The sequence below is a fragment of the Actinoplanes sp. HUAS TT8 genome (genome assembly GCF_051380535.1).
Taxonomy (GTDB): Bacteria; Actinomycetota; Actinomycetes; order Mycobacteriales; family Micromonosporaceae; genus Actinoplanes.
This window is the reverse complement of sequence record NZ_CP195646.1, coordinates 8,398,516-8,421,748: the sequence shown is the minus strand read 5'-3', so window position 1 is coordinate 8,421,748 and position 23,233 is coordinate 8,398,516. Positions and strand designations below refer to the sequence as shown.

At 71.3% G+C, this 23,233-nt stretch carries 25 protein-coding genes and 1 tRNA gene; 18 read left to right on the top strand and 8 right to left on the bottom strand.

The genetic code is table 11. The features are described from left to right. The first annotated feature begins 31 nt into the window (after positions 1-31). The 15 genes from ACSHV8_RS37305 (at position 32) to ACSHV8_RS37235 (ending at position 12,167) form a co-directional block, all read left to right on the top strand. Positions 32-634 carry an FtsB family cell division protein gene (locus ACSHV8_RS37305; protein ID WP_436523744.1) on the top strand — a complete coding sequence of 201 codons (603 nt, stop codon included), beginning with the start codon at positions 32-34 and terminating at the stop codon, positions 632-634. Further along, the gene (locus ACSHV8_RS37300; RefSeq protein ID WP_436523742.1) at positions 634-1,140 is read left to right on the top strand and encodes a DUF501 domain-containing protein; all 507 of its coding nucleotides are present in this window, start codon (positions 634-636) and stop codon (positions 1,138-1,140) included. The genes ACSHV8_RS37305 and ACSHV8_RS37300 overlap by 1 nt, the downstream gene beginning before the upstream one ends. Then, the gene (locus ACSHV8_RS37295) at positions 1,134-1,628 is read left to right on the top strand and encodes an amino-acid N-acetyltransferase (protein ID WP_436523740.1); all 495 of its coding nucleotides are present in this window, start codon (positions 1,134-1,136) and stop codon (positions 1,626-1,628) included. Before ACSHV8_RS37300 ends, ACSHV8_RS37295 begins: the two co-directional genes overlap by 7 nt. Beyond that, positions 1,625-2,542: a Ppx/GppA phosphatase family protein gene (locus ACSHV8_RS37290; RefSeq protein ID WP_436523738.1), complete on the top strand. Its 918-nt coding sequence runs from the start codon at positions 1,625-1,627 to the stop codon at positions 2,540-2,542. The genes ACSHV8_RS37295 and ACSHV8_RS37290 overlap by 4 nt, the downstream gene beginning before the upstream one ends. Before the next feature lie 224 nt (positions 2,543-2,766). Beyond that, on the top strand, positions 2,767-3,354 hold the full coding sequence (locus ACSHV8_RS37285; protein ID WP_436523736.1) for an LppU/SCO3897 family protein: 588 nt from the start codon (positions 2,767-2,769) through the stop codon (positions 3,352-3,354). 92 nt (positions 3,355-3,446) lie between these two features. Continuing rightward, entirely contained in the window at positions 3,447-4,199 is a 753-nt protein-coding gene (locus ACSHV8_RS37280) for a uracil-DNA glycosylase (protein WP_436523734.1), read from the top strand. A gap of 48 nt (positions 4,200-4,247) precedes the next feature. Further along, a complete protein-coding gene (locus ACSHV8_RS37275; RefSeq protein ID WP_436523732.1) occupies positions 4,248-4,946 on the top strand; it encodes a DUF4129 domain-containing protein in 699 nt (232 codons plus the stop codon). Next, on the top strand, positions 4,943-5,518 hold the full coding sequence (locus tag ACSHV8_RS37270) for a hypothetical protein (protein WP_436523730.1): 576 nt from the start codon (positions 4,943-4,945) through the stop codon (positions 5,516-5,518). Before ACSHV8_RS37275 ends, ACSHV8_RS37270 begins: the two co-directional genes overlap by 4 nt. A 13-nt stretch (positions 5,519-5,531) precedes the next feature. Then, entirely contained in the window at positions 5,532-6,533 is a 1,002-nt protein-coding gene (locus ACSHV8_RS37265; RefSeq protein ID WP_436523728.1) for an AAA family ATPase, read from the top strand. Beyond that, positions 6,526-7,830, top strand: coding sequence for a DUF58 domain-containing protein (locus ACSHV8_RS37260; protein ID WP_436523726.1), 1,305 nt, complete (start codon positions 6,526-6,528; stop codon positions 7,828-7,830). The genes ACSHV8_RS37265 and ACSHV8_RS37260 overlap by 8 nt, the downstream gene beginning before the upstream one ends. 1 nt (position 7,831) lies before the next feature. Then, entirely contained in the window at positions 7,832-8,395 is a 564-nt protein-coding gene (locus ACSHV8_RS37255; protein ID WP_436523724.1) for a hypothetical protein, read from the top strand. 98 nt (positions 8,396-8,493) lie between these two features. Beyond that, positions 8,494-9,855 (top strand): NAD(P)/FAD-dependent oxidoreductase, encoded by a 1,362-nt coding sequence (locus ACSHV8_RS37250; RefSeq protein ID WP_436523722.1) that lies wholly within the window; start codon positions 8,494-8,496, stop codon positions 9,853-9,855. A 54-nt stretch (positions 9,856-9,909) separates the two neighbouring features. After that, positions 9,910-9,992, top strand: a tRNA-Leu gene (locus ACSHV8_RS37245). A 206-nt stretch (positions 9,993-10,198) separates the two neighbouring features. After that, positions 10,199-11,032, top strand: coding sequence for a Bax inhibitor-1/YccA family protein (locus tag ACSHV8_RS37240; protein ID WP_436523720.1), 834 nt, complete (start codon positions 10,199-10,201; stop codon positions 11,030-11,032). A 685-nt stretch (positions 11,033-11,717) separates the two neighbouring features. Further along, positions 11,718-12,167 (top strand): GNAT family N-acetyltransferase, encoded by a 450-nt coding sequence (locus tag ACSHV8_RS37235; RefSeq protein ID WP_436523718.1) that lies wholly within the window; start codon positions 11,718-11,720, stop codon positions 12,165-12,167. Positions 12,168-12,200: 33 nt separating this feature from the next. Here the strand turns inward: ACSHV8_RS37235 and ACSHV8_RS37230 are convergent, their stop codons facing one another. The 4 genes from ACSHV8_RS37230 to ACSHV8_RS37215 all read right to left on the bottom strand — a co-directional run bounded on the left by ACSHV8_RS37230 (position 12,201) and on the right by ACSHV8_RS37215 (position 15,902). Then, the gene (locus tag ACSHV8_RS37230) at positions 12,201-12,506 is read right to left on the bottom strand and encodes a hypothetical protein (RefSeq protein WP_436523716.1); all 306 of its coding nucleotides are present in this window, start codon (positions 12,504-12,506) and stop codon (positions 12,201-12,203) included. Positions 12,507-12,623: 117 nt separating this feature from the next. Then, complete coding sequence (locus ACSHV8_RS37225) at positions 12,624-13,868, bottom strand: acetyl-CoA C-acetyltransferase (RefSeq protein WP_436523714.1); 1,245 nt, start codon at positions 13,866-13,868, stop codon at positions 12,624-12,626. Between the two features lie 89 nt (positions 13,869-13,957). Next, positions 13,958-14,746, bottom strand: coding sequence for an SGNH/GDSL hydrolase family protein (locus ACSHV8_RS37220; protein ID WP_436523712.1), 789 nt, complete (start codon positions 14,744-14,746; stop codon positions 13,958-13,960). A 139-nt stretch (positions 14,747-14,885) separates the two neighbouring features. After that, positions 14,886-15,902 (bottom strand): SGNH/GDSL hydrolase family protein, encoded by a 1,017-nt coding sequence (locus tag ACSHV8_RS37215; RefSeq protein ID WP_436523710.1) that lies wholly within the window; start codon positions 15,900-15,902, stop codon positions 14,886-14,888. 245 nt (positions 15,903-16,147) lie between these two features. Here ACSHV8_RS37215 and ACSHV8_RS37210 point away from each other — a divergent pair, with 245 nt between their 5' ends. Together ACSHV8_RS37210 and ACSHV8_RS37205 are read left to right on the top strand one after the other, a co-directional pair. Next, the gene (locus ACSHV8_RS37210) at positions 16,148-16,492 is read left to right on the top strand and encodes a YkvA family protein (RefSeq protein ID WP_436523708.1); all 345 of its coding nucleotides are present in this window, start codon (positions 16,148-16,150) and stop codon (positions 16,490-16,492) included. A 3-nt stretch (positions 16,493-16,495) separates the two neighbouring features. After that, positions 16,496-17,854 (top strand): cystathionine beta-synthase, encoded by a 1,359-nt coding sequence (locus ACSHV8_RS37205; RefSeq protein ID WP_436523705.1) that lies wholly within the window; start codon positions 16,496-16,498, stop codon positions 17,852-17,854. Here ACSHV8_RS37205 and ACSHV8_RS37200 read toward each other — a convergent pair. Both ACSHV8_RS37200 and ACSHV8_RS37195 read right to left on the bottom strand, forming a co-directional pair. Beyond that, entirely contained in the window at positions 17,851-18,861 is a 1,011-nt protein-coding gene (locus ACSHV8_RS37200; RefSeq protein ID WP_436523703.1) for a DUF695 domain-containing protein, read from the bottom strand. The two genes, ACSHV8_RS37205 and ACSHV8_RS37200, sit on opposite strands and share 4 nt — an antisense overlap. Positions 18,862-18,877: 16 nt before the next feature. Further along, positions 18,878-19,861, bottom strand: coding sequence for a S1C family serine protease (locus ACSHV8_RS37195; RefSeq protein ID WP_436523701.1), 984 nt, complete (start codon positions 19,859-19,861; stop codon positions 18,878-18,880). A 138-nt stretch (positions 19,862-19,999) separates the two neighbouring features. On the opposite strand from ACSHV8_RS37195, the gene ACSHV8_RS37190 reads away from it, so the two are divergent. Beyond that, complete coding sequence (locus ACSHV8_RS37190) at positions 20,000-20,284, top strand: hypothetical protein (RefSeq protein ID WP_436523699.1); 285 nt, start codon at positions 20,000-20,002, stop codon at positions 20,282-20,284. Positions 20,285-21,125: 841 nt separating this feature from the next. Here the strand turns inward: ACSHV8_RS37190 and ACSHV8_RS37185 are convergent. Further along, positions 21,126-21,629: an N-acetyltransferase family protein gene (locus ACSHV8_RS37185; protein ID WP_436523697.1), complete on the bottom strand. Its 504-nt coding sequence runs from the start codon at positions 21,627-21,629 to the stop codon at positions 21,126-21,128. Positions 21,630-22,106: 477 nt separating this feature from the next. Further along, the gene (locus ACSHV8_RS37180) at positions 22,107-23,000 is read right to left on the bottom strand and encodes a ribonuclease Z (RefSeq protein WP_436523695.1); all 894 of its coding nucleotides are present in this window, start codon (positions 22,998-23,000) and stop codon (positions 22,107-22,109) included. Positions 23,001-23,233 lie beyond the last annotated feature (233 nt).

The window sequence follows — 23,233 nt, the reverse complement described above, 5'->3', positions numbered from 1 at the left end:
AATCCGTGACGGTTGTGGGGGAGGGGTGGAGATGACACAGCGTCGCATGCCGAGCGGTCAGGGTCCGTCCCGTCGTTCGGGTGGCACCGCCGGTCGCCCCGGCACGTCGTCCCGCGCCCGCGCCACCGGTTCGATCCGGGTGGAGGCCCGCCCGACCGTCCGGGTGCCGACTTCCCGCACGGCCCGCCCGACCGGCTCCCGGCGTACGTCGCAGTCGGGCGGTCCGGCCGCCCGCCGCACCGATGCTCCTCGTCCCCGCGCGTTGACCGGCCGGGCCACCGTCCTGCTGGCCGTCTTCGTCGTGCTGGCGCTGGCTTATACGTACCCGATCAAGGTCTATCTGCAGCAGCAGTCCGAGATCGCCCAGCTGCAGCGCTCGCAGGCCGCCCAGCAGGAGAAGATCAAGGCGACCGCCGGCGAGCTGGCCAAATGGCAGGACCAGGAGTACATCCGGATCCAGGCCCGCAAGGACCTCTATTACGTACGTCGCGGCGAGGCCCCCCTGCTGGTGTATGAGGACCCGGCCGGCGCGGCCCGCGACTCCGAGCAGAAGACCCCGGCGGCCGTCCCGGACCGCTGGTACGACACGCTGTGGAACAGCGTCCGAGCCGCAGACGCGGAGCCCTCGAACTGATGGATGCACCAGACCCCGCCGATCTCGACATCGTGGCCGCTCAGCTCGGCCGTCGCCCCCGTGGCACCCGGGCGATCGCGCACCGCTGCCCGTGCGGAAATCCGGACGTGGTGGAGACCGCGCCCCGGCTCGACGACGGCACGCCGTTCCCGACGATGTACTACCTGACCTGTCCACATGCCACCGCCGCGTGCAGCCGCCTGGAGTCGGCCGGCGTGATGCGGGACATGCAGGACCGGTTGAGCACCGATCCCGAGCTGGCGGCCCACTACGCGAAGGCTCACCAGGACTATCTGGACCGTCGTCAGGCGATCGCCGACGTGCCGGAGATCCGGAACGTGTCGGCCGGCGGCATGCCTGACCGGGTGAAGTGCCTGCACGTCCACCTCGGGCACGCGCTGGCCGCCGGCCGTGGGGTGAATCCGTTCGGCGACGAGGTCCGCGACGCGGTCGAGCCCTGGTGGGTCGAGGGGCCGTGCGTCAAGCTCCCGCAAGACGAATGCTGATCCGTCGCGCCCGGACCGGGGATGTGCGGGCGATCCGCGCGCTGGTCGACACGTACACGACGGATCGTCGCCTGCTCAGCAAGGCGACGGTCACCCTGTTCGAGTCGGTCCAGGAGTTCTGGGTCGCGGTCGGCGACGACGACACGGTGGTCGGCTGCGGGGCCCTGCACGTGATGTGGGAGGACCTGGCGGAGATCCGGACGGTCGCCGTCCATCCGGGCCACCGTGGGCACAAAATCGGTCACAAGATCGTCTCCGCGCTCCTCGATCAGGCCCGTGAGCTCGGCGTGCGCCGGGTGTTCTGCCTGACCTTCGAGACCCGGTTCTTCGGCGCCTTCGGGTTCACCGAGATCGACGGCGCGCCGGTGCCGCACGCCGTCTACGAGCAGCTGCTGCGGTCGTACGACGAGGGTGTGGCCGAATTCCTGGACCTGGAGCGGGTCAAGCCGAACACGTTGGGAAACACGAGAATGCTGCTTCACCTGTGAGGGTCGCCGCCATCGACTGCGGGACCAACGCGGTCCGCCTGCTGATCGCCGACGTCGACGGCGACCGGCTGACCGACGTCGTGCGCACTATGGAGATCGTCCGGCTGGGCGAGGGCGTCGACCGGACCGGGATGCTGGCCCCGGCCGCGATCGAGCGCACCCGGCTCGCCCTGGTCGGCTACGCCGCCGAAATTGAAAGATCAAAAGCGGTCGCCGTACGGATGTGTGCCACCTCCGCCTCCCGGGACGCCTCGAACGCGCAGGACTTTCGTGACATGGTCCGCGGCGTGCTCGGCATCGACCCGGAGGTGATCACCGGCGAGGAGGAGGCCACGCTCTCCTTCCTCGGCGCCGTGAAGGGCCTGTCCGCCCCGGGGCCGTTCCTGGTGTTCGACCTCGGCGGCGGCTCGACCGAGTTCGTCACCGGCACCGACACGGTCGAGCGGGCCCTCTCCGTGGACATCGGCTGCGTCCGGATGACCGAGCGCCACCTGCACGGCGACCCGCCGACGGCCGAGGAGCTGGCCGCGGCCGAGAAGGACGTGACCGCGGCGGTCGACACCGCTCTGGCCGCGGTGGACGGCCGGGCGGCCCGCACGCTGGTCGGGCTGGCCGGCACGGTGACCACGGTCGCGGCGCTGGCGCAGGACCTGCCGGAGTACGACTCGGCCCGCATCCACCACAGCGAGATCGGTCGCGCCGAGGTCACCCGGGTCACCGAGGAGCTGCTGGCCATGACCGTCGAGCAGCGGCTGGCGCTGCCGGTGATGCATCCGGGCCGGGCCGACGTGATCGGCGCCGGCGCCCTGATCATGCGGATCATCCTGGAGCGGTCCGGGCACGACACGGTGATCGCTTCCGAGCACGACATCCTCGACGGCATCGCGTTCGGCCTGGCCGCGTTGCCCAGGTGACGGCACCGCGGCTGAACGGGCAGCGCCGGCCATCCGTTCGGACACATTTCGCTGCCCCTGGGTCGCGAGTGGGGCACGCCGTGTGATTTTCCCAGGAAAGTCACAGCGCTCCCTGCGCGTTCTTGGATAATCGCAGCTAGAACGGGGTCGCGCGACGCTCCCGCCGATGGCTATCCTCGCCTGCCAAGCGACCGGACGGTGGTCGTCCGCGAAAGGAAGCATCGATGTCGAACCCGGTTGACCCGAATCACGGCGGTCAGGCCTTCCCGCCGCCGAACGCCGGCGGCGCCTACCCGCCGCCGAACGCGGGGACCCCGGGAGCGCCCGGTGCCTACCCGCCGCCGGCTCCCGGTGCCTACCCGCCGCCCGCCCCCGGCGCGTACCCGCCGCCCGGTGCGGCCGGTTTCCCGCCGCCCTCCCCGGTCGAGCCCACCGTCCCGAAGAAGGGCGGCGCCGGCAAGAAGGCGCTCAGCATCCTCGGCGTGATCGTGGTCGCCCTGGTGATCTTCGGGGCCAAGTACGCCCTGCGCTCGGCGCTCTCCAGCGACCCGACCGCGGACGCCAAGGTCGGCGACTGCATCTCGGTCAGCGAGAAGCTCTCCGACAAGGAGACCGAGACCGAGGCCGACGTCGTCGACTGCTCCGACTCGAAGGCGAAGTTCCAGGTCGTCGGCCGGGTGGCCGGTGTCGACGACGTGAACAGCACCGCCTGCGACACCTTCTTCACCGAGGCCGACAAGGACCCGGCGATTCTGTCCAGCCCGAGCGGCGCGGACGACAAGTACCTGCTCTGCGTGAAGGCCAAGGCCTGATCGGCGGCGGGACCTGATCGGGGGCGGTGTTCCGGGCCTGGAACACCGCCCCCGGTTGCATCACCGGGCCGCACGGATGTTGTGCTTCTCCGGTGCAACCGTCGGAGTCCTCACCGCGTACCCCCGATGGGGTTGTCGCACAGGCGGCCGAGGCCGCCTCGCTGAGCGTGCTCGACGCCGGCATCGCGGACTGCTTCGCGTGCCCCCGGCTGGTCGAGTGGCGCACCGAGGTCGCCGCGGTCAAACGGGCGTCCTTCCGGGACCAGGACTACTGGGGCCGGCCGGTCCCCGGCTACGGCCCGGCCGACGCGCCGATCGCGATCCTGGGCCTGGCCCCGGCCGCGCACGGCGGCAACCGCACCGGCCGGATCTTCACCGGCGACCGCTCGGGCGACGTCCTCTTCGCCGCGCTGCACCGGGCCGGGCTGGCCAACCAGCCGACGAGCGTCTCGGCCGACGACGGCCTGGAGCTGCGACACACCCGGATCTTCGCGGCGGTGCGCTGCGCGCCGCCGGACAACAAGCCGACACCGGAGGAGCGCGACACCTGCGCGCCCTGGTTCCGCCGCGAGCTGGAACTGCTCAGACCCACCCTCCGGGTGGTGGTCACCCTGGGTGCCTTCGCCTGGGCCGCCTGGTGGCCGGCGATGAAGATGGCGTACGGCGTGAACCCGCCCGTCCCCCGTCCGAAATTCGGGCACGGCGCCGAGGTCAGCCTGCCCGGCGTACCCCCGGTTCTGGGGTGTTTCCACGTCAGTCAGCAGAACACGTTCACCGGCCGGCTCACCCCCGACATGCTCGACGCGGTGTTCACACGTGCCAAGGCTCGGGCGGGCCTGGCATGATGCGCCTGTCCGAATCCCGTTTCGAGTCACGGATCTGATCGCAGCCGCATGGACTTAGCACAACTGCGCCGCTGGTGGCCCCTGGCCGCCGTCATCGGGCTGCTCTTCGTGACCTCGCTGGCCGCGACCCGATCGGCCCCCCAGCTGGACCGGATCACCCCGCAGTCGACCACACCGACCACGCAGGCCCCGCTGCTGCCGCCCACGCCGGACCCGTCGGCCGCGCCGGCCACCGAGACCCCGGTCGAGGCCGCCCGGGGCCTGCCCGACTGGCTCGGCACGGTCACCGTCGTGCTCCTCACCGTCCTGGTGATCGCGATGGTGGCGATCCTCACGTGGGCGCTGCTGCGCGACGTGAGCAAGCGCCGCCGGGGCCGCACCGGCCGCCGTGACCCGCGTCGCGCCGGCAACACCGCGGAGGACCTGGTCGCCGCGCTCGACGCCGGTCTGGAGGAGCTCTCCGACGCCGACCGGGACCCGCGCCGCGCGGTGATCGCCTGCTGGGTGCGCCTGGAGCAGGCGGCCGCCGAGGCCGGCACCCCGCGCGAGCCCGGCGACAGCCCGACCGACCTGGTCGGGCGCCTGCTGGCCGAGCAGCGGGTGGACGCGGCCGTGCTGGCCGCGCTGATGGAGGTGTACCGGGAGGCCCGGTACGCCACCCACGCCGTCGACGACCGCATGCGCCAGCAGGCCCGGAACGCTCTGGAACGCCTGCGCGCCGACCTCGGGGCGGGTGTTCCGGCATGAGCTACGGGGGCCTGGGCGAGCTTTTCGAGCTGACCGCGGCGCCGTCCGCGGAGCCGGCACCGCGGGTGCGCAAACGCCGCTCGCCCGCGGTCCGGGTGATCGGCAACGTGATCCTGATCGCCGCCGCCACCGTCGTGGTCGTCGCCGCGCTGCGGGCCGGTTCGGTCCACGCCCCGCTGCTGCTGGTGATCGCCCTGCTGACCGGGCTGCGCCTGGTCACGATCGCGGCCGCGGCGGTCCGGCCACCCCGCACGATCCGCGCCGGGGCCGGGGGCGGCAGCGAGTCGGCTCGCGCGGTCGACTCGTTGCGTGCCACAGTGCGCCGCTGGGAGCGAACTCTCGACAAGGCGCACTCCGACTCGGACACCTATGCGCGTAACGTCTTGCCGGTGCTCGGGGAACTCGCCGACGAGCGCCTGCGGTTGCGGCACGGCATAACCCGGGCCGGCGACCCGGCCCGGGCCCGGGAACTGCTCGGCGAACAGGCCTGGGCGGTACTGTCCAACCCCGGCCGGCACGGGTTGAAGACGCGGGACCTGGAGACGTACGTACAAGCGATGGAACGACTGTGAGAAAGGTGCGCCGGTGACGCAGACAGGCGTACAGGCCCTTCCCCCGTACGAGGTCGGGCGCCTGGCCGGAGCCGTCCTCGACGCCGTGAACAGCGTCGTGGTCGGCAAGCGGGAGGCCCTGGAGATGGTGCTGGCCGGGATCCTGGCCGGCGGGCACGTCCTGCTGGAGGACCTGCCCGGGCTGGGCAAGACGCTTACCGCCCGCTCCTTCGCGCAAGCCCTCGGGCTGGACTTCCGCCGGCTGCAGTTCACCCCCGACCTGCTGCCGGCCGACGTGACCGGCTCGTTCCTCTACGACCAGCGCAAGGGTGACTTCGCGTTCCGGGCCGGCCCGGTCTTCACGAACATGCTGCTGGCCGACGAGATCAACCGGACCCCGCCGAAGACCCAGTCCGCCCTGCTCGAAGCCATGCAGGAGAAGCAGGTCTCGGTCGAGGGCGTGACCTACCGGCTGGATCCGCCGTTCCACGTGCTGGCGACGGCCAACCCGATCGAGTACGAGGGCACGTACCCGCTGCCCGAGGCCCAGCTCGACCGCTTCATGCTCCGCGTGTCGTTCGGTTATCCGACCGCCGAGGAGGAGTGGGAGGTCATGCGCCGCCGGATGTCCCGCCGCCAGGAGGAGTCGCAGCTCGCCGCGGTCGTCGACGCCCGCACCCTGCAGGTCATGCAGGCCGCGCTGGAGTCGGTGACGGTCGAGGACTCGATCGGCCGCTACATCGTGTCGCTGGCCGCGGCCACCCGCGAGCACAACGCGGTGCTGGTCGGCTCGTCGCCGCGTGGCTCGCTGGCGCTGCTCCTGCTGGCCCGGGCCCGGGCCGCGATGGCCGGGCGGGACTACGTGGTGCCCGAGGACGTCAAGGACGTCGCCGTCCCGGCCCTGGCCCACCGGATCACGCTGCGCCCGGAGATGTGGCTGCGCCAGGTGAACCCCGCGTTCGTGGTGCAGGAGGTGCTCAGCGCGGTGCCGGCCCCGGCCAGCGGGGCGCTTCCGACGTACGCGCGGCATGACTGAACCGGCCGCTCCGAGCTGGGCGCCGACCCGTGCGCTCGGCCGTTCGGTGCTGCTCACCGGCCTGCTGCTGCTCCTCGGGGTGGCGCTCGGCCGGGTCGACCTGGTGCTGCTGGCCGCCCCGTTCGCGATCGGGGCGGCGCTGAACCTTCGCCGGCGGCCCGTGTCGGTGCCCGAGGTGACCATCACGGCCGACGAGACGCACCTGGTCGAGGGCGGGACGGTGCAGGCCGCGCTGACCGTGAGCAACGCCGATGCGCTCGGGTACGACCTGGTCGTCGTCCGTACCAAGACCTCGCCGTGGTTGCGCCTGGAGCACGCCGACCGTCCGTTCGCGATCACCGTGCCGTCCGACGGCTGGGCCGCGATCGACCTGCCCGGCGAGGCGCTGCGCTGGGGCCGGCTGGACGTCGGCCCGGCCGCGGCCCGGGCCGCCGCCTGCGGTGGGCTGCTGGCCTGCCGCCCGGTCGTCACCCCGGCCCGGGGCGTCCGGGTCTACCCGGTGACCGAGCCGTTCAAGGCCACCGAGGCGATGCCGGCCGCGGCCGGTCTCGTCGGCGCGCACCGCTCGCGGCGTCTGGGCGAGGGCGGTGAGCTGGCCGGCGTGCGCCAGTTCGCCCCGGGCGACCGGCTGCGCCGCATCGACTGGCGGGTGTCGCTGCGCACCCGCGACCTGCACGTGGCGTCCACGCTGTCCGACCGTGACGCCGAGGTGCTGCTGCTGCTCGACCTGCTCGGCGAGGTGGGCCGGTCCGGTGGTGTCCGGGGCAGCGCGTCGGTGCTGGACACCACGGTCCGGGCCGCCGCCGCGGTGGCCGAGCACTATCTGCACCGCGGCGACCGGGTGTCCCTGCTGGAGTACGGTGCGACCGCCCGCCGGCTGCGCGCCGCCTCCGGCCGCCGGCAGTACCTGACCGTCCTGGAGTGGCTGCTCGACGTCCGGGCCGACCCGGTCGAGGAGGACTACGAGCCGGTCCTGGGCGCTCACCACATCTCGACCTCGGCGCTGGTCGTGGTGCTCACCCCGCTGATCGACCCACGCGCCGCCGACATGCTGGGCCAGCTCACCCAGGCCGGCCGGTTCGTCGTCGCGGTCGACACGCTGCCCGAGGAGACCGCCCCGCCGGTCCGCAACCAGTGGACGCCGCTGGCCACCCGCCTGTGGCGGATCGAGCGGGAGAACGTGCTCGGCCGCCTGCGCGAGCACGGTGTGCCGGTCGTCACCTGGGCCGGCGCCGGCAGTCTCGACCTGGTCCTGCGCGACGTGGCCCGGATGGCCGCCGCGCCGAGGGGGCGCTGACGTGCTGACCGGACTGCTCCGGCGACTGAGCCGGATTCCCACCGTGGTCCGCCGGGCCACCGTCGTACCGGTGCTGGTGCGCTGCGGTATCGCCCTGGCCGGTGTGCTGGCGATGGCCGTGGCCTGGCCGACCGCACTGCTGGCGAGCCAGTTCCTGGTGATCCTGCTGCTGATCGCGGTCTGGCCGGCGATGGCGCCGCGCGGCGGGGCGGCCACGTTCGCCGCGCTGGTCGTGGTGGGCGGCTGGATCGTGGACACGGCCGGTTACGACTCCCGGATCGCGCTGTGGCGGGTGGTCACCCTGGCCACGCTGCTCTATCTCGGTCACACCCTCACCGCGCTGGCCGCCGTGCTGCCGTACGACGCGGTGGTGAACCTCGATGTGCCGGGCCTGTGGCTGGGCCGGGCTCTTCTGGTCGCGCTGATTTCCGCGGTGTTGACAGTGCTGGCTCTGGGCCTTACTGCGGATCTTGGTGGGGATGCGTTCCAATTGGCGACATTGGTGGGATTGGTTGCTGCGACGGGTGTGACAGTTCTTTTGGTCCGCCTTACCAGGCGAACCTGAATTTCGGGCAGTTTATGTGTCGTTCGACACTTGACTTTCAAGGTTGCGATGGTCACAGAACGACGCATGAACTGCCACCGGCGCGCGAGAATAGGGGCGTGAATCCGCCGCGCATAGTCGTCGTAGGAGCAGGCCACGTCGGGCTTTACACGGCCCTTCGCCTGTCCAAGAAGCTGAACCGGAACCACGCCGAGGTCGTTGTCATCGACCCCGTGCCGCACATGACCTATCAGCCGTTCCTGCCTGAGGCAGCGGCCGGTAGCATCTCGCCGCGCCACGCCGTTGTGCCGCTGCGCCGTGAGTTGAAGAAGTGCCGCATCGTCTCCGGTGAGGTCACCAAGGTCGAGCACGCCAGCAAGACCGTGACCATCCAGCCGATCGACGGCCCCTCCTACGAGATGGCCTACGACCACATCATCGTGGCGCCCGGCTCCGTCTCGCGGACTCTTCCGATCCCCGGCCTCAGCGAGATCGGTATCGGCCTCAAGACCATCGGCGAGGCCATCTACCTGCGCAACCACATCCTCGACCGGCTCGACGTCGCCGCCGTGACGCCGGACCCGGAGGTGCGCAAGGCCTCGCTGAACTTCGTCTTCGTCGGTGGTGGCTTCGCCGGCATCGAGGCGCTCGCCGAGATGCAGGACGTGGTCGCCGACGCGTTGAAGTACTACCCGGAGCTGGACCCCAAGGAGGTCCACTTCATCCTGGTCGAGGCGACCAACCGGATCCTCCCCGAGGTCGGTCCGGAAATGGGCGCCTACGCCGCTCGCCAGCTCGCCGCCCGCGGCGTCGACCTGCGCCTCGACACGTTCCTGAACTCGTGTGTCGACGGCCAGATCGAGCTCTCCGACGGTGGCTCGTTCCGCGCCGAGACCCTGGTCTGGACGGCCGGCGTCAAGCCGTCGCCGATGCTGCAGCAGACCGACCTGCCGCTCGGCCCGCGCGGGCACGTCAACTGCCTGCCCACCCTGCAGGTCGCCACGCTCGACGGCGAGGTGCTCGAGGGTGCCTGGTCGGCCGGTGACTGCGCGCAGGTCCCCGACCTGACCAACCCGGGTGGCTGGTGCTCGCCGAGCGCCCAGCACGCGGTCCGGCAGGCCAAGGTGCTGGCCGACAACATCCGGCAGGTCGTCCTCGGCGGCGCCCCGAAGGAGTACCGGCACAAGCACGTCGGCGGCGTCGCCGGCCTGGGTATCAACAAGGGTGTCGCGCACGTCTACGGCATCAAGGTCAAGGGTTACCCGGCGTGGCTGATGCACCGCTTCTACCACGTCAGCCGGATCCCGTCGTTCAACCGCAAGGTGCGCGTGCTGGCCGACTGGGTTCTGGCCTTCGTGCTCAAGCGCGAGACCGTCGCCCTCGGCCAGCTGCACCACCCGCGCGAGGAGTTCCTCGAGGTGACCCCGCCGGTCGCGCCGAAGCCCAAGGCTGAGGAGAAGGTCGTCTCCGCCTCGCGCTGACGGCCAGGCCGTTCCCATCACCCGGGTGGCACCAGCTACGGTGTTCGCAGGCCCGCCCGGGTGGTGGAATGGCAGACACGGCCGCCTTAAAAGCGGCTGCCCTAACAGGCGTGCGGGTTCGAGACCCGCCCCGGGCACACATAACGAAGCGGTCGCGACTCTCCGTCGCGGCCGCTCGTTTTTTGGGGCGTTTGTTGCTCACCGGTTACCACCGACCCTGGTCCGGTACCCATGACAGGTGTCATTTTCAGCCTGCTCACAGCTTCCGGGAGCGGCAAGTCCGGCCAAGAGCGCTTACTCTGGAGCGACAGGCATTCTGACGTGCCAAGGGAGGCTGGACACAGTGAAGACTTCTAACCCGGTGCTCTCGCGCCTCGGCCAGGCGGCCGAGCGGGAGCGGACGGCCGGGTACGGGCCATACGGGCCGGCCGGCGCGGGTTACGGTCAGCCGGGTTACGGTCAGCCGTACCCGACCGCTGAGGGTTACCCCGCCGCCCCGCCCGCCGTGCAGCCGATGACCGTCGACGACGTCGTCGTCAAAACGGTCACTCTGCTCGGCATCACCGGCATCTCCGCGATCGCCGCGTGGAACCTGATCCCGTTCGAGCTGACCCTCAGCGCCTGGATCGGCGCCGCGGTCGTCGGCCTCGTGCTCGGTCTGGTCATCTCGTTCATGCGCATCGCCAGCCCGGCGCTCGTCATCGCCTACGCGGTGGTCGAGGGCGTGTTCGTCGGCATGGTCAGCAAGGCCTACCAGGACATTCTGGGTTATCAGGGCATCGTCCTCCAGGCGGTCGTCGCCACCTTCGGCGTCTTCTTCCTGATGGCCGCGCTCTACCGGGCCCGCGTCATCCGCGCCACCCCGAAGTTCACCCGCATCATGATCGGCGCCATCAGCGGCCTGTTCATGGTCATGCTGATCAACTTCGTGCTGGCCCTCTTCGACGTCAACACCGGCCTGCGCGACAACGGCCCGCTCGGCTACATCTTCAGCCTGGTCTGCATCGTCGTCGCCTCGCTCAGCTTCATCCTCAACTTCAACGAGATCGAGGAGGGCGTCCGCGCCGGCCTCCCGCGGAAGTATTCGTGGACCGCCGCGTTCGGCATCCTGGTCGGCCTGGTCTGGCTCTACATCGAGATCCTGCGCCTGCTCAGCTATCTCCAGGGCGACGACTGACGGTTCGTCAGAGCGTTCGCACCGCAACGCCCGGCCTGCCTCCCCGCGGACCGGGCGTTGCTCCCCCGCTTCACCTCGACGCCCGGCCCGCTCCCGCGGTCCGGGCGTCGCCCTTTCCCCCATCCCGGGCCCGCTTTCCCTCTGGCCTCGCCTTTCCCGCTGGTTTCGCATTCCTGTCGGGTGGCCTTTGTGCTTTCTTCGCCAGCCAGCCCGCATGATCATTTCCTCCGGCCGGGCCAGCCCCGGCATTGAATGGCGAAATACGTTATTTGTCAGATATCAAGCAGCTCTTCCGGACTGCTTAATCAAGATCAAATTCAAGATCTTCATGTCCTATCTCCGCTGTGGTCCAGATCGTCGCTCCCGCGGGGACCCTTCCGGGCTCCGCAGGCCGCTGGCGCGGCCAGAACGCGAAGCCCTCCAGGGCGACGTCCGCGGGTGGTCCCGCTCAAAAGGACCCACGCGACCCCCGCCGCCGCTCAAGCCCCAGCCGCGCCTCCCGCAAGCCGGCTGGTGCTCACGGTCGTCATCCGGCCCGGGAACAGCCGTGAGCACCAGCTGAGAACAGGGCAAGAGCGATCTGAGCGGGCTTTGACAGCCCGGACCGCAACCCTGAGTGCGGCCGGATTGTGGTGGGGAGGAACTGAGAGTGGAGGCTGGGCGGGTGGGGCTGAGGGTTTCGCGGGTGCGGGCGGGGGACGCCGGGTTCGGGTGGTTGGTGGGGCTCTTCGACGAGTACCGGGTGCACTACGGGGAGGAGAGCGAACCCGCACGGACCGAAGCGTGGCTGGCGGGTCAGCTGCGGGCCGGGCGGCTTCGTGCATCGGTGGCGGAGCTCGACGGCGTGGGGGCCGGGTTTCTGACCAGCGCGGTGATGCCGGCCTCGCTGCGGCTGGGGGAGTTCTGGGTCGTACGGGACCTGTTCGTCCGGCCCGGAGGGCGCCGCGGCGGTGTGGGGCGGGCGCTGCTCGACCAGGTCGTCACCGAGGCGCGCGAGGCCGGTGCCGTGCGGGTGTCGCTGCAGACCGAGCCGGGGAACGGGCCCGCGCTCGGACTCTACGAGGCGGCCGGATTCCGACCCGTCGAGGGGCTGACGAGCCTCAGCCTGCCCCTGGTCGAGATGCCGGCCGGGTGACCGGCCGCGAGCGCCGCTGACCGAGTCCGGGGCTCAGATGGTGAAGCGGACCTCTTCGACGGCGGTGGCGGCCCGGGTCAGGACGGCGTCGGACGGGGCGGCGGCCAGCAGGTCGTCGGCGACCACCCGCAACTGGTCGGGCAGGACCAGGTCGTGGACCCGGGGGACTTCGCGCGGCGGGTGGTTCTCGGCTTCCGCACCCAGGTCGGCCAGACGCTGGACCAGCCCGTACGCGAGATCGGCCTTTGATCGTGATCCGGCCGACGCCTTCCAGCGGGTCTCTTCCCAGTGCCGGACCTGAGTGAGCAGGCGGTCGATCGCCACCGCGAAGTCGGACATCCGGCGAGCGTACCGCGACGCCCCGACGCCGTCCGACCTGGTCGATCAGCAGCCGGGGCCGGGCTCCGGATGTGAAGACACGGACGGGGCGGGCCCGTCCGTGTCGTGAGGATCAGGTCAGCTGAGGCGTTCGAGGACCAGGGCCATGCCCTGGCCGCCGCCGACGCACATCGTCTCGAGGCCGATGGACTTGTCGTGCCAGTTCAGCGAGTTGATCAGGGTGCCGGTGATGCGGGCGCCGGTCATGCCGAACGGGTGGCCGACGGCGATCGCGCCGCCGTTCACGTTCAGCTTGTCCAGCGGGATGCCCAGGTCCTTGTACGACGGGATGACCTGCGCCGCGAACGCCTCGTTGATCTCGACCAGGTCGACGTCGTCGATGGTCATGCCGGCGCGCTTGAGGGCCTGCTTCGACGCCTCGACCGGGCCCAGGCCCATGATCTCCGGGGAGAGGGCGGTGACGCCGGTGGAGACGATCCGCGCGAGCGGGGTGAGGCCCAGCTCGCGGGCCTTGGTGTCGCTCATGATGACGACCGCCGCGGCGCCGTCGTTGAGCGGGCAGCAGTTGCCCGCGGTGACCCGGCCGTCGGGGCGGAAGACCGGCTTGAGCTGGGAGACCGCGTCCAGGCTGACGCCGGGGCGGGGGCCGTCGTCCTTCGACACCACGGTGCCGTCGGGCAGGGTGACGGGCGTGATCTCCCGCTCCCAGAACCCGTTGGCGATGGCCTTCTCGGCGAGGTTCTGCGACCGTACGCCGAATTCGTCCATCTCTTCGCGAGTGACGTTCTTGATCTGCGCCAGGTTCTCCGCCGTGTAGCCCATCCCGATGTAGATGTCGGGGAGCAGGCCGTCCTCACGCGGGTCGTGCCAGACGCCACCGTTCGCCGCGGAGGAGACGGTGCGGGCCTGGGCCTCGTCGAAGACCGGGTTCTGCCAGCCGCCGCCGACCAGCGCCTGCGCGGCCGAGGGCAGGCCGTCGGAGCTGCCGCGGGCGAAGCGGGACACCGTCTCCACACCGGCCGAGACGAAGATGTCGCCCTCGCCGGCCTTGATCGCGTGGAACGCCATCCGGGTGGTCTGCAGCGACGACGAGCAGTAGCGCGTGATGGTGGCGCCGGGCAGGCCGTCCAGGCCGAGCTTGGTGGCGACCACGCGGGCCATGTTGAAGCCCTGCTCACCGCCGGGCAGGCCACAACCGAGGTAGAGGTCCTCGATGAGGGTGCGATCGAGCTCGGGCACCTTGTTCAGCGCGGCGTCGACGATGGTGGCGGTGAGGTCGTCGGGGCGCAGTTCCTTCAGCGAGCCCTTGTGGGCGCGGCCGATCGGGGAGCGGGCAGTGGCAACGATGACAGCTTCCGGCATACGGCCAGTTTACCCACGGGTAACATTGTCGGAAGTGTGGATTCGTCACACCCCTCCAACCGCCCCGCCCACCACCCTAAATCGGAATTTCATACTCCGGTCATGGCGGCCTTGGCTACTGCCGGATAAAGCGCATGCGCCCATACCCGATACCCGTCCGCGGACGGGTGGAAGCCGTCGTAGCAGAGCGTCCCCGCGTCGGCCCGGAACACCGCGCCGGTCTCCGCGGCCAGGTCGACCACCACGCCGCCGGCCTCGGTCACCGCCCTGTTCTGCGCCCGCCCGATGCGCCGGCCGACCAGCCCGGCGATCTGCCGCAACGGCGGGGCCATCGAGCGCATCGCCCCCAGATCGGGGCAGGTGCCGACGACCACCTGGACACCGGCCGCGCGCAACCGCCGGACCGCCTGACCGAGATGACCGGCCGCCTCCTCGGGCGCCCGGACCGAGGTCGCGTCCTGCGAGCCGATCAGGACGACGGCCACATCCGGTTTCGTGCCGAGCAGGGCCCGGGCCACCTGGGTGGACAGGTCGGACGAGCGGGAGCCGGCCACACCGACGCTGGAGAGCAGCACGTGCCGCTGCCCGGTCTCCGGGGTGCCGTCCGCGACCAGGCGGGCCAGCTGCCCGCCGACCGTGTCGGACAGCCACTCCACGCCGACACCGACCGCGGCCGAGTCGCCGAGCAGCACCAGCCGCAGCGGCGGGGCGCTGAGTGGGCCCATCGACGTGCGCAAAGCCAGGCCCATGGTCGGCTTGGCGTAGCGGCGGGCCTTGGCGGCCAGCACCTCACCGGCGATCAGGGCGGCACCGCCCAGTGCGCCGGCGAGCAGGCTCGTGGCCGCGGCCTTGGTCAGTCGTTCCGGCAGCCCAGCCATCTCTCGCCTCCCTGCGTCCCGCCCGACTCCGATGATCCTTCTGTCTTCTACCCTACGGCCCGGACCGCATGCGCCGCGCTGCCCGGACCCGACCGGCTCCCCGATGCGCGGCCCGGGCCGGGCCGCGCATGAGAAAAGCTCACCCGGTGACCGGCACCGTGTCCGAGGCGCCCGGATGCTCGGAGTGCCCGTGGTGGCTGAACCAGTGCCGCGACTCCCCGAACCACGGGTGCCGCCGCAACTGGGCCCACCGCCCACCGGCCCGGACCGGGCTGACCTCGGTCCCCGGCGCGCGGACCGCCTCGTCGGCCGCCTCGGGCAGACTGCGCATCCCCTCGGCGACCGGCACGGGCGGGCGATCGTCCTCACCGAGCGCGGCCATCACGGTCGGCATCATCACGGCCGCCGCCCGCGCGTAGCCCTCCGCCGACGGGTGGAAACGGTCGGAGCCGAACATCCGCGCCGGGTCGGCCTCGAACATCGGCCCGAGCAGGTTGCCCAGCGACACCGTGCGCCCGCCGGCGCCGACCACGGCGACGGTCTGCGCGGCGGCCAGCTGACGGCTCCAGCGCCGGGCCAGCCAGCGCAGCGGCGGCTTGATCGGCTGGATGGCGCCGATGTCCGGGCAGGTGCCGACGACCACCTTGCAGCCGGCCTCGCGCAGCCGGCGCACGGCGTCGCCGAGGTGCCGGACCGCCTCGGCGCGGGCCGAGACGTGGGTGACGTCGTTGCCGCCGATCAGGATGATCGCGAGCTCCGGTGCCAGTTCCAGTGCGGCGTCGACCTGCCAGGGCAGGCCGGACGAGACGCAGCCGACGACGGCGAACCGGCGGAGGCTGACCGGCCGGTGCAGGCGGCGGGAGATGCCGGTGGCGAAGAGCGCGCCGGGCGTCTCCCTCGGCCGGTGCACGCCGTAGCCGGCCGCCGACGAGTCGCCGAGGATGACCAGGTTGAGCGGCTTGCCGTGGAATTTCGCGCCGTAGACGCCGTCGCCGCGGGGCGGGGGCGCCTCGGCCATCGGGATGATCCGGCGGGCGTCGGCGGCCTGCCGGAGCAGAAGACCGGCCGAGATGGCGGTCACACCGGCGAGCGCGCCGGTGACCGAGCCGGCGATGCGGCCGGCCGTACGGATTCGTTGCCGATCCTCTGAGCTCAATCCACGAAAGTGGATGACGGTGCTGTTCACAGTCTCCCTCGCTGTCTTCCGAAGGGAACCATCCGGCCCGGCTGACGCTTCCCCGGGGTGGTGGGGAGCGGTCCGGCACGGCCTAGATCGGCACCTGATATCGGGATTCGAGGCTAACGCGCCACCGCGAGAGGCCAATCCGCCGCCGCGACGGTCTGTGGGAGGCAATCATGGCGGACCCAGGTCATGCTTGGGTGGCGGAAAGGGGAACACACATGGCCAAAACTCTGAAACGCGCGGCGGCGTTCACCGCGCTCGGCAAGGCGCTGATGTCCGGCGCCCGGGGCGGTCCCTCGCTGAGCAAGCGGCTCGCGGCGCTGCCACGGATGCTGAAGGCGACGGTCAAGGGGGAGTATGACGGCGGTATGCGCGTCGCCCTCATGGCGTTCGCGGCGGCGTACGTCATCTCGCCGATCGACGCCGTACCGGAAGCCTTTCTCTGGGTTTTCGGTCTTGTCGATGACGCCGTCGCGGTGACCTGGCTGGCCGGGACGGTCCTGGCCGAGACCGAGCGGTTCCTGGAGTGGGAGAAGCTGGTGAAGCCCGCCGTCGTAGGCTGAAGCGTGCGCTATTACGACAACGTGGTCGAGATCATCGGCAACACCCCGCTGGTACGACTCAACAGCGTGACCGAGGGCATCAGTGCCACCGTGCTGGCCAAGGTCGAATACATGAATCCCGGAGGTTCGGTCAAGGACCGGATCGCCCTGCGGATGGTCGAGGACGCGGAGGCCGCGGGGCTGCTCAAGCCCGGCGGCACGATCGTCGAGCCGACCAGCGGCAACACCGGGGTCGGTCTGGCCCTGGTGGCGCAGCGGCGGGGCTACAAGTGTGTCTTCGTCTGCCCGGACAAGGTCAGCGAGGACAAGCAGAACGTGCTGCGGGCCTACGGTGCCGAGGTCGTGGTCTGCCCGACCGCGGTCGCGCCGGAGGACCCGCGTTCCTACTACAACGTCTCCGACCAGCTGACCCGGGACATCCCGGGCGCGTGGAAGCCGGATCAGTACAGCAACCCGGCGAACCCGCGGTCGCACTACGAGCAGACCGGCCCGGAACTCTGGGAGCAGACCGACGGGAAGATCACCCATTTCGTCGCCGGGGTCGGCACCGGCGGGACGATCAGCGGCGTCGGGCGCTACCTCAAGGAGCAGGGCTCGGTGCGCGTCATCGGCGCCGACCCGGAGGGTTCGGTCTACTCCGGGGGCACCGGGCGGCCGTACCTGGTGGAGGGTGTCGGCGAGGACTTCTGGCCGACCGCCTACGACACCTCGGTGACCGACGAGGTCATCGAGGTCAGCGACTCGGACTCGTTCGAGATGACCCGCCGCCTGGCCCGCGAGGAGGGCCTGCTGGTCGGCGGCTCGTGCGGGATGGCCGTGGTGGCGGCGCTGGAGGTGGCCCGCAAGGCCGGCCCGGACGACGTGATCGTGGTGCTGCTGCCGGACGGCGGACGCGGCTACCTTTCCAAGATCTTCAACGACCGGTGGATGGCTCGGTACGGCTTCCTGCGTACGCCCGGAGACGCCCCGACCGTCGCCGACGCGCTCGCCGCCAAGGGCCCCGAGATCCCGCCGCTGGTCCACGTCCACCCGACCGAGACCGTCCGCGACGCGATCGACTACATGCGGGAGTACGGGGTCAGCCAGCTCCCCGTCCTCAAGGCCGAGCCCCCGGTCGTCACCGGCGAGGTGGCCGGCTCGATCTCGGAGAAGGCGCTGATGGACGCGCTCTTCACCGGCCAGGCCCACCTGCACGACACGATCGAGCGGCACATGGGCGACTCCCTGCCGATGATCGGCGGCGGCGAGCCGGTGAGCGAGGCGGTGGCGCTGCTGGAGAAGTCGGACGCCGCGATGGTCCTGGTCGACGGCAAGCCCGCCGGCGTCCTGACCAGGCAGGACCTGCTCACCCACCTGAGCTAGGGCTCCAGGTGGGCGACCTGTTCCCAGCGTGGGTCGGGCGTGACCGTCATGCGGACACGCCCGTCCTGCCAGCCCGCGATCAACGGCTCCAGGGCGTGCGTCGCGGCGGGACGATCGGCGTACAGGTGCGTGCTGCGCACCCCGTCCGACGTCTCGTGCGCGACCACGACCGCCCCGTCCGCGTGCGCGCTGACGTGATCCTCCAGAGCGTAGAGCGCGTCGAGCGTCGGCTGGTCCGGGAAGCCGTGCTCGTCCCGTGCCCGGTACGGCACGTCCAGCCGGATGTGCAGGTCGTACCCGGGCCACCGGGCCGGCGACAGATGCGTCTGCGCCAGCGCGATGACCGGCTTCCCGTCGATCTCGCCGGACATGGTCCGCCAGCGCGGCTCGTCCGGGATCAGTTCGGTGACCAGCGCGGCCAGCCGGGCCCCGGTCAGCGGCGCCCCGGCCACCGGGAGCGCCTGGATCCGCCCCACCCACACCTCGACGACGTCCTCACCGAGCAGCCAGTCCAGCGACAGGAACGCGACCTGGTCCCGGGCGCCGTCCGGCATCGACGGGAACGCCGGATGCCAGACACCCACGTGCACGCAGTCCAGGTCCTCGTCCTCCTCGGCGGTGAACCGCAGCTCGGCCAGTTCGAGCTCGTGACCGGCGATGGAGAGCCGGCCCTCCAGCGCGTCCGGGCTGCCCTGACGGGCCGACGCGTAGCCGAAGACGCCGTCCGGCGCCGGCCCGGCCCGCCGCCACCGCTCGGCCAGCGCCCGCAGCTCCGGATCGCCGGCCGCGCTGACCACCAGCAGGTTCTCCGACGACGAACCGGCCGTGAACTCCCACTGCAGCTCCGGGTGGATCGCCGACACGGCCTGGCTGAGGTCGTGCACCAGCGCGTCGTCGGAGTCGCCGGCGATCAGACGTTCGGCGCGCGGGCGGGCGGTGGCCCACCACGTCCAGAACGCCTCTATCGCCGTACCCGGATCGGTCTTCCGCCTTCGCTTGAAGATCACCCGGGCAAGGTACTCCTCACCGCAGCTCGGTGGGGAGGGCCACGACGTCGACCAGCGCATTCCTCCGCAGCAGGGTGATCGGCAGATCGACGCCGATCGCCGGGCCGAGCATCAGGCGCTGCAACTCCTGCACCGAACTGACCGGCCGCCCGGCCGCGGTCACCAGCACGTCGCCCAGGTAGACACCGGCCAGCCCGGCCGGACTGTCGGGCACCACCTCGACGACCCGCAGGCCCTGCCTCTGGCCGAGGCGGGTGGCCAGGTGCGGCGGGAGCGGCACGGGAATCCCGGCCACACCGAGCCACGCGCGCCGGACCCGTCCGGTGGCCACCAGCTCGCCGACGATCGACCGGGTGGTCCCGTTGATCGGCACGGCCAGGCCCAGGCCGTACCCGGCGACCGCGGTGTTGATGCCGACGACGTGACCGGTCGAATCGGCCAGCGCACCGCCCGAATTGCCGGGATTGAGGGCCGCGTCGGTCTGGATGACGTTGTCGATGATCCGGACCCGGCGGCCGTCCCGGGCCGGCAGCGAACGGCCCAGCCCGGACACCACGCCGGCGGTCACCGAACCGGCCAGCCCCATCGGATTCCCGACGGCCACCACCAGCTGGCCGATCCGCAGCTCGTCGGCGTCGCCCAGCGGTGCCGCCGGTGCGCCCGGATGATGCACCCGGACCACGGCCAGGTCGGAGAGCGCGTCCGCGCCGACCACGTCGAACGGGGTGTCGACGCCGTCCGCGAACGACGCCGAACCGGTGGTGGCGCCGGCCACCACGTGCGCGTTGGTCAGCAGGAAACCGTCATCGGTGAAAGTGACCGCGGAACCGGCGCCGCCGCGCATCGAAAGAGCCGCCACCGAGGGCAGGAGGCGACTGGCCACACCGGTGACGATGCGGCTGTAGGCATCGAGAGCCTCGGATTCTCCGGTGTTCATGACCAGGTCAACAACGAGCGGGTGGCCGTCGATGCCGGTGAATCGTCCGCCGACGGCGAACACGGCCGCGGGAGCACAGTGGACATCAGCGGTTACGGATAGTCGCCGCAATCGCACACTCAGTCCGACCAGGGGGTGGGCGGGTGCGGTTGTATGTCTCGTGACGGAGCTATGAGCCACTACCGGACGAAGGGGTAGGGGATGGTCGACGTCGAAGAGGCGGCACCCGCTGACATCGTGGACCGCCTGCTGTGGCGGGACGCGCAGACAATGCTCGGGCGGCACAACACGGCCGACCGCAGAGGAAACTGCGTCTGGTGCGGATGGCACTGGCCGTGCTCGGCCCGCCGCCTCGCGGAACGCGCCGACGCGGTCTCCCGCCGCCCCTGGCGCGAGGCCTGGACCTTGCGCCACGACCTGAACAGCCTGCCGGCCGCCATGACCGACCGCGGCCGGAACCACAATCATCGGAGGTACGCCGACTGACCCACGGACCCAGACGTCGTCGACGAGCTTGACCGTCCCCCGGCAAGCCTTGGCTTCCCGGCCCGGCGAACGTCTCCCGGCGGTGACGCCGGGGCGCCCCGCCAGCGCTCCGGTATTCCCGCGCCCAAGCCCGCTTCTGAACCGGACCACGGATCGGCACGCCTCCGCTGATCCGCGCCTCCGGCCAGGCGCACCGGTTCTGATGCGGGGCGGTTGGCGGGAGCGCGTGACCACAGGTTCCCCCGCATTCACTCGGTCACGCGTTCCCGCCCAACCAGCAGCCCGTCGCCCCTGGCGGCGGGCTCGCTCGCCAACCATCAAGATCAAATTCTTCATTGCCTATCTTGGCCGGGGTACAGACCGTCGCTCCCGCGGGGACCCCTCCGGGGGCCGCAGGGCGCTGGCGCGCCCAGAACGCGACCCCCTCCGGGGCGATGTCCGTGGTTGGTCGCGCTTACCCCAAAACCCGTCCACCAGTTGCCGAAGGCCGTTCCGAGCCGGGAGTCGCTCCAAGCCCGGTCGTCCCCACCGGCTGGGCGTCGAGGGTTGCCCTCAGCCGCCCCAGCCCTCCCAAGACCAGCGCGGCCGCTCGCTCCAGCGCCGCCAGCACCAGCGCCGCCAGTAACACCGCCGCCGTCGCCGCTCGCTCCAGCGCTGCCCGCTCCCGCGCCGCCGCTCGCTCCAGCGCTGCCAGTAACACCGCCGTCGCCGCTCGCTCCGCCGCCGCTCGCTCCAGCGCAGCCCGCTCCAGCGCCGCCAGCACCAGCGCGGTCCGCTCGACGCCGGCTGGCGTTGAGGGTCGTTGTCGGGGCGCGGAGTCGACCGTGAGCGCCAGCCGGGCCTACAACGGGTGGGTGTAGCGAAGCTGGGGGACCGGAATGTCGTTGATCGGCTCGGTGCGGGTTTCCCCGTCGGGCTTCCAGCCGCCGTTCTCATAGAACGTGCGGGCCGTGTGGTTCTCCTGCAGAACCCAGAGGACGGCCCGGTCGCCCCCGATCGACGGAAGGTCGGCCAGAGCCTGGACCATCAACCGGCGGCCGACACCGGTGCCGACCCGCGACGGCTCGACGTGGATGGCGTAGAGCTCGGCGGCCCCCTCGGTCTCGCTGGGCCCGATGTAGCTGAAACCGACCACCTCGCCGTCGTCCTCAGCGATCGTCATGCGGTGGGTGTCCTGCTCCCATCGACAGCGCTCGGCCCACCACTCACCGAACGCCTCCGCCGGCCGCGAGGCGAGGACGTCGGCGGGCAGAAACCCTGAATACGCCGCGAGGCGGGACCGCTGGTGCAACGCCCCCACAGCGATCGGATCGGTCTCGGCGGCAGCGCGCAACAGGACAGCCATGCGCACGAGGCTAGCCCCGTTCCGGAGGGACCAACGAGTTATCCACACCAGCGCTCTGTCCACAGGGCACCCCGCAGCCCGGCGCCGAATCCGCGATAATGGTCGTGGGAGGTCAGCCCCCTTGGGAGCGGCGGGGTCTGCCCTCACGCGGCGAGCCCCGACCGCGGATGAGAGGCCGGCCCTCAGGCGCGGAAAGGGGCCGCTCCCAGCGCGGGAGAGCGTTGCCGCCGGCGCGGCGACACGGCCGCCCTCTCCGGCCGCGGGCGGCGGCCCCCAAGCGGGTGCGACCGCGGGCGGCGGCCCCCAAGCGGGTGCGACCGCGGGCGGCGGCCCCCAAGCGGGTGCGACCGCGAGCGGCGTCCCCCGAACGAGCGCGACCGCGAGCGGCGTCCCCCGAACGAGCGCGGAACCAGCTCCGGCCCGGGCCTGAGCGCGGCCGGCTCGGGGTGTAACGAAGGGGCCTGACCCCTCAACCGCTCAGCGGCGTGCCGGGAACGGCACCCGCTGCAGGTCTTCGGCCACCGTGATCGGCCCGTCGAATTCTTTGCGGGCTTCGTCGAGGAAGCGGGACGCGTCCGGGTATCGCTGCGAGAAGTGGGTCAGCACCAGATGCCGCGCCCGTGATTCCCGGGCGACTGTTGCGGCCTGGCCGGCGGTGAGGTGGCCGACCTGGGCGGCCATGCCGGCGTCCTCGGCCAGGAACGTGGATTCGATCACCAGCAGGTCGACGTCCTGGGCCAGGGTGTACACGTTGTCGCACAGGCCGGTGTCCATGATGAAGGCCATGCTCTGCCCGGGGCGGACGGCGCTGACCTGTTCCAGGGTGACCGGGCCGTGGTGGCCGGTTCGTTGTAGTTCGCCGACGGCGGGTCCGCTGATGCCGTGGGCGGTCAGCAGTTCGGGCAGCATGCGGCGGGTGTCGGGTTCGGTGAGGCGGTACCCGTACGTCTCGATGGAATGCCTCAGTGGCAGCGCCATGAGGCGCCCGGCCGAGGTCTCGGCGGCGAAGCCAGCGCCGACCGGTGACGGCACGATGTCGGCGTTGTCCCAGTAGCTGGTGGCGTGCCGCAGCCGATCGTAGAACTCCTGGCCGCCGGCCGGGTAGTGGACCGACACGGGGTGCGGGACGCGGTCGAGGGAGATGCGCTGGAGGATGCCGGGCAGGCCGAGGCTGTGGTCGCCGTGGAAGTGCGTGATGCAGATCCGTTTGATCGGGGTGACCGGGAGGCCGGCCATCAGTAGTTGGCGCTGGGTGCCTTCGCCCGGGTCGAAGAGGATCACCTCGTCGTCGAAGCGGAGCAGGTAGCCGTTGTGGTTGCGGTGCCGGGTCGGCACCTGGCTGGCGGTGCCCAGCACGACGAGCTCACGCATGACATCCCCGTACATATGAAGCGACCCCCGGGGACTTCCACGGTCTTCGAGAAGATCGTGGTCCGGTCGGACAAGGCCGGATCCCCGGGGGTCGGGTGGCTGTCTGGTACTCGCCGGCCGCTGCCACACGGTCTCGACGCTGAAACGAAGCTGTCAAGGACAGCGGCTAGCGGACAGCCACCTCACGAGTCCCGATGCTATACAACTTCGGACCACCTCCCTTCACGTGTACG

Bases quoted from the DNA above. Each gene is read 5' to 3' on its own strand.
- ACSHV8_RS37305 (WP_436523744.1), top strand. From the start codon at position 32: ATGACACAGCGTCGCATGCCGAGCGGTCAGGGTCCGTCCCGTCGTTCG.
- ACSHV8_RS37300 (WP_436523742.1), top strand. From the start codon at position 634: ATGGATGCACCAGACCCCGCCGATCTCGACATCGTGGCCGCTCAGCTC.
- ACSHV8_RS37295 (WP_436523740.1), top strand. From the start codon at position 1,134: ATGCTGATCCGTCGCGCCCGGACCGGGGATGTGCGGGCGATCCGCGCG.
- ACSHV8_RS37285 (WP_436523736.1), top strand. From the start codon at position 2,767: ATGTCGAACCCGGTTGACCCGAATCACGGCGGTCAGGCCTTCCCGCCG.
- ACSHV8_RS37275 (WP_436523732.1), top strand. From the start codon at position 4,248: ATGGACTTAGCACAACTGCGCCGCTGGTGGCCCCTGGCCGCCGTCATC.
- ACSHV8_RS37270 (WP_436523730.1), top strand. From the start codon at position 4,943: ATGAGCTACGGGGGCCTGGGCGAGCTTTTCGAGCTGACCGCGGCGCCG.
- ACSHV8_RS37260 (WP_436523726.1), top strand. From the start codon at position 6,526: ATGACTGAACCGGCCGCTCCGAGCTGGGCGCCGACCCGTGCGCTCGGC.
- ACSHV8_RS37230 (WP_436523716.1), bottom strand. From the start codon at position 12,506: ATGTCCGACTTCGCGGTGGCGATCGACCGCCTGCTCACTCAGGTCCGG.
- ACSHV8_RS37225 (WP_436523714.1), bottom strand. From the start codon at position 13,868: ATGCCGGAAGCTGTCATCGTTGCCACTGCCCGCTCCCCGATCGGCCGC.
- ACSHV8_RS37220 (WP_436523712.1), bottom strand. From the start codon at position 14,746: ATGGCTGGGCTGCCGGAACGACTGACCAAGGCCGCGGCCACGAGCCTG.
- ACSHV8_RS37210 (WP_436523708.1), top strand. From the start codon at position 16,148: ATGGCCAAAACTCTGAAACGCGCGGCGGCGTTCACCGCGCTCGGCAAG.
- ACSHV8_RS37190 (WP_436523699.1), top strand. From the start codon at position 20,000: ATGGTCGACGTCGAAGAGGCGGCACCCGCTGACATCGTGGACCGCCTG.
- ACSHV8_RS37185 (WP_436523697.1), bottom strand. From the start codon at position 21,629: ATGGCTGTCCTGTTGCGCGCTGCCGCCGAGACCGATCCGATCGCTGTG.
- ACSHV8_RS37180 (WP_436523695.1), bottom strand. From the start codon at position 23,000: ATGCGTGAGCTCGTCGTGCTGGGCACCGCCAGCCAGGTGCCGACCCGG.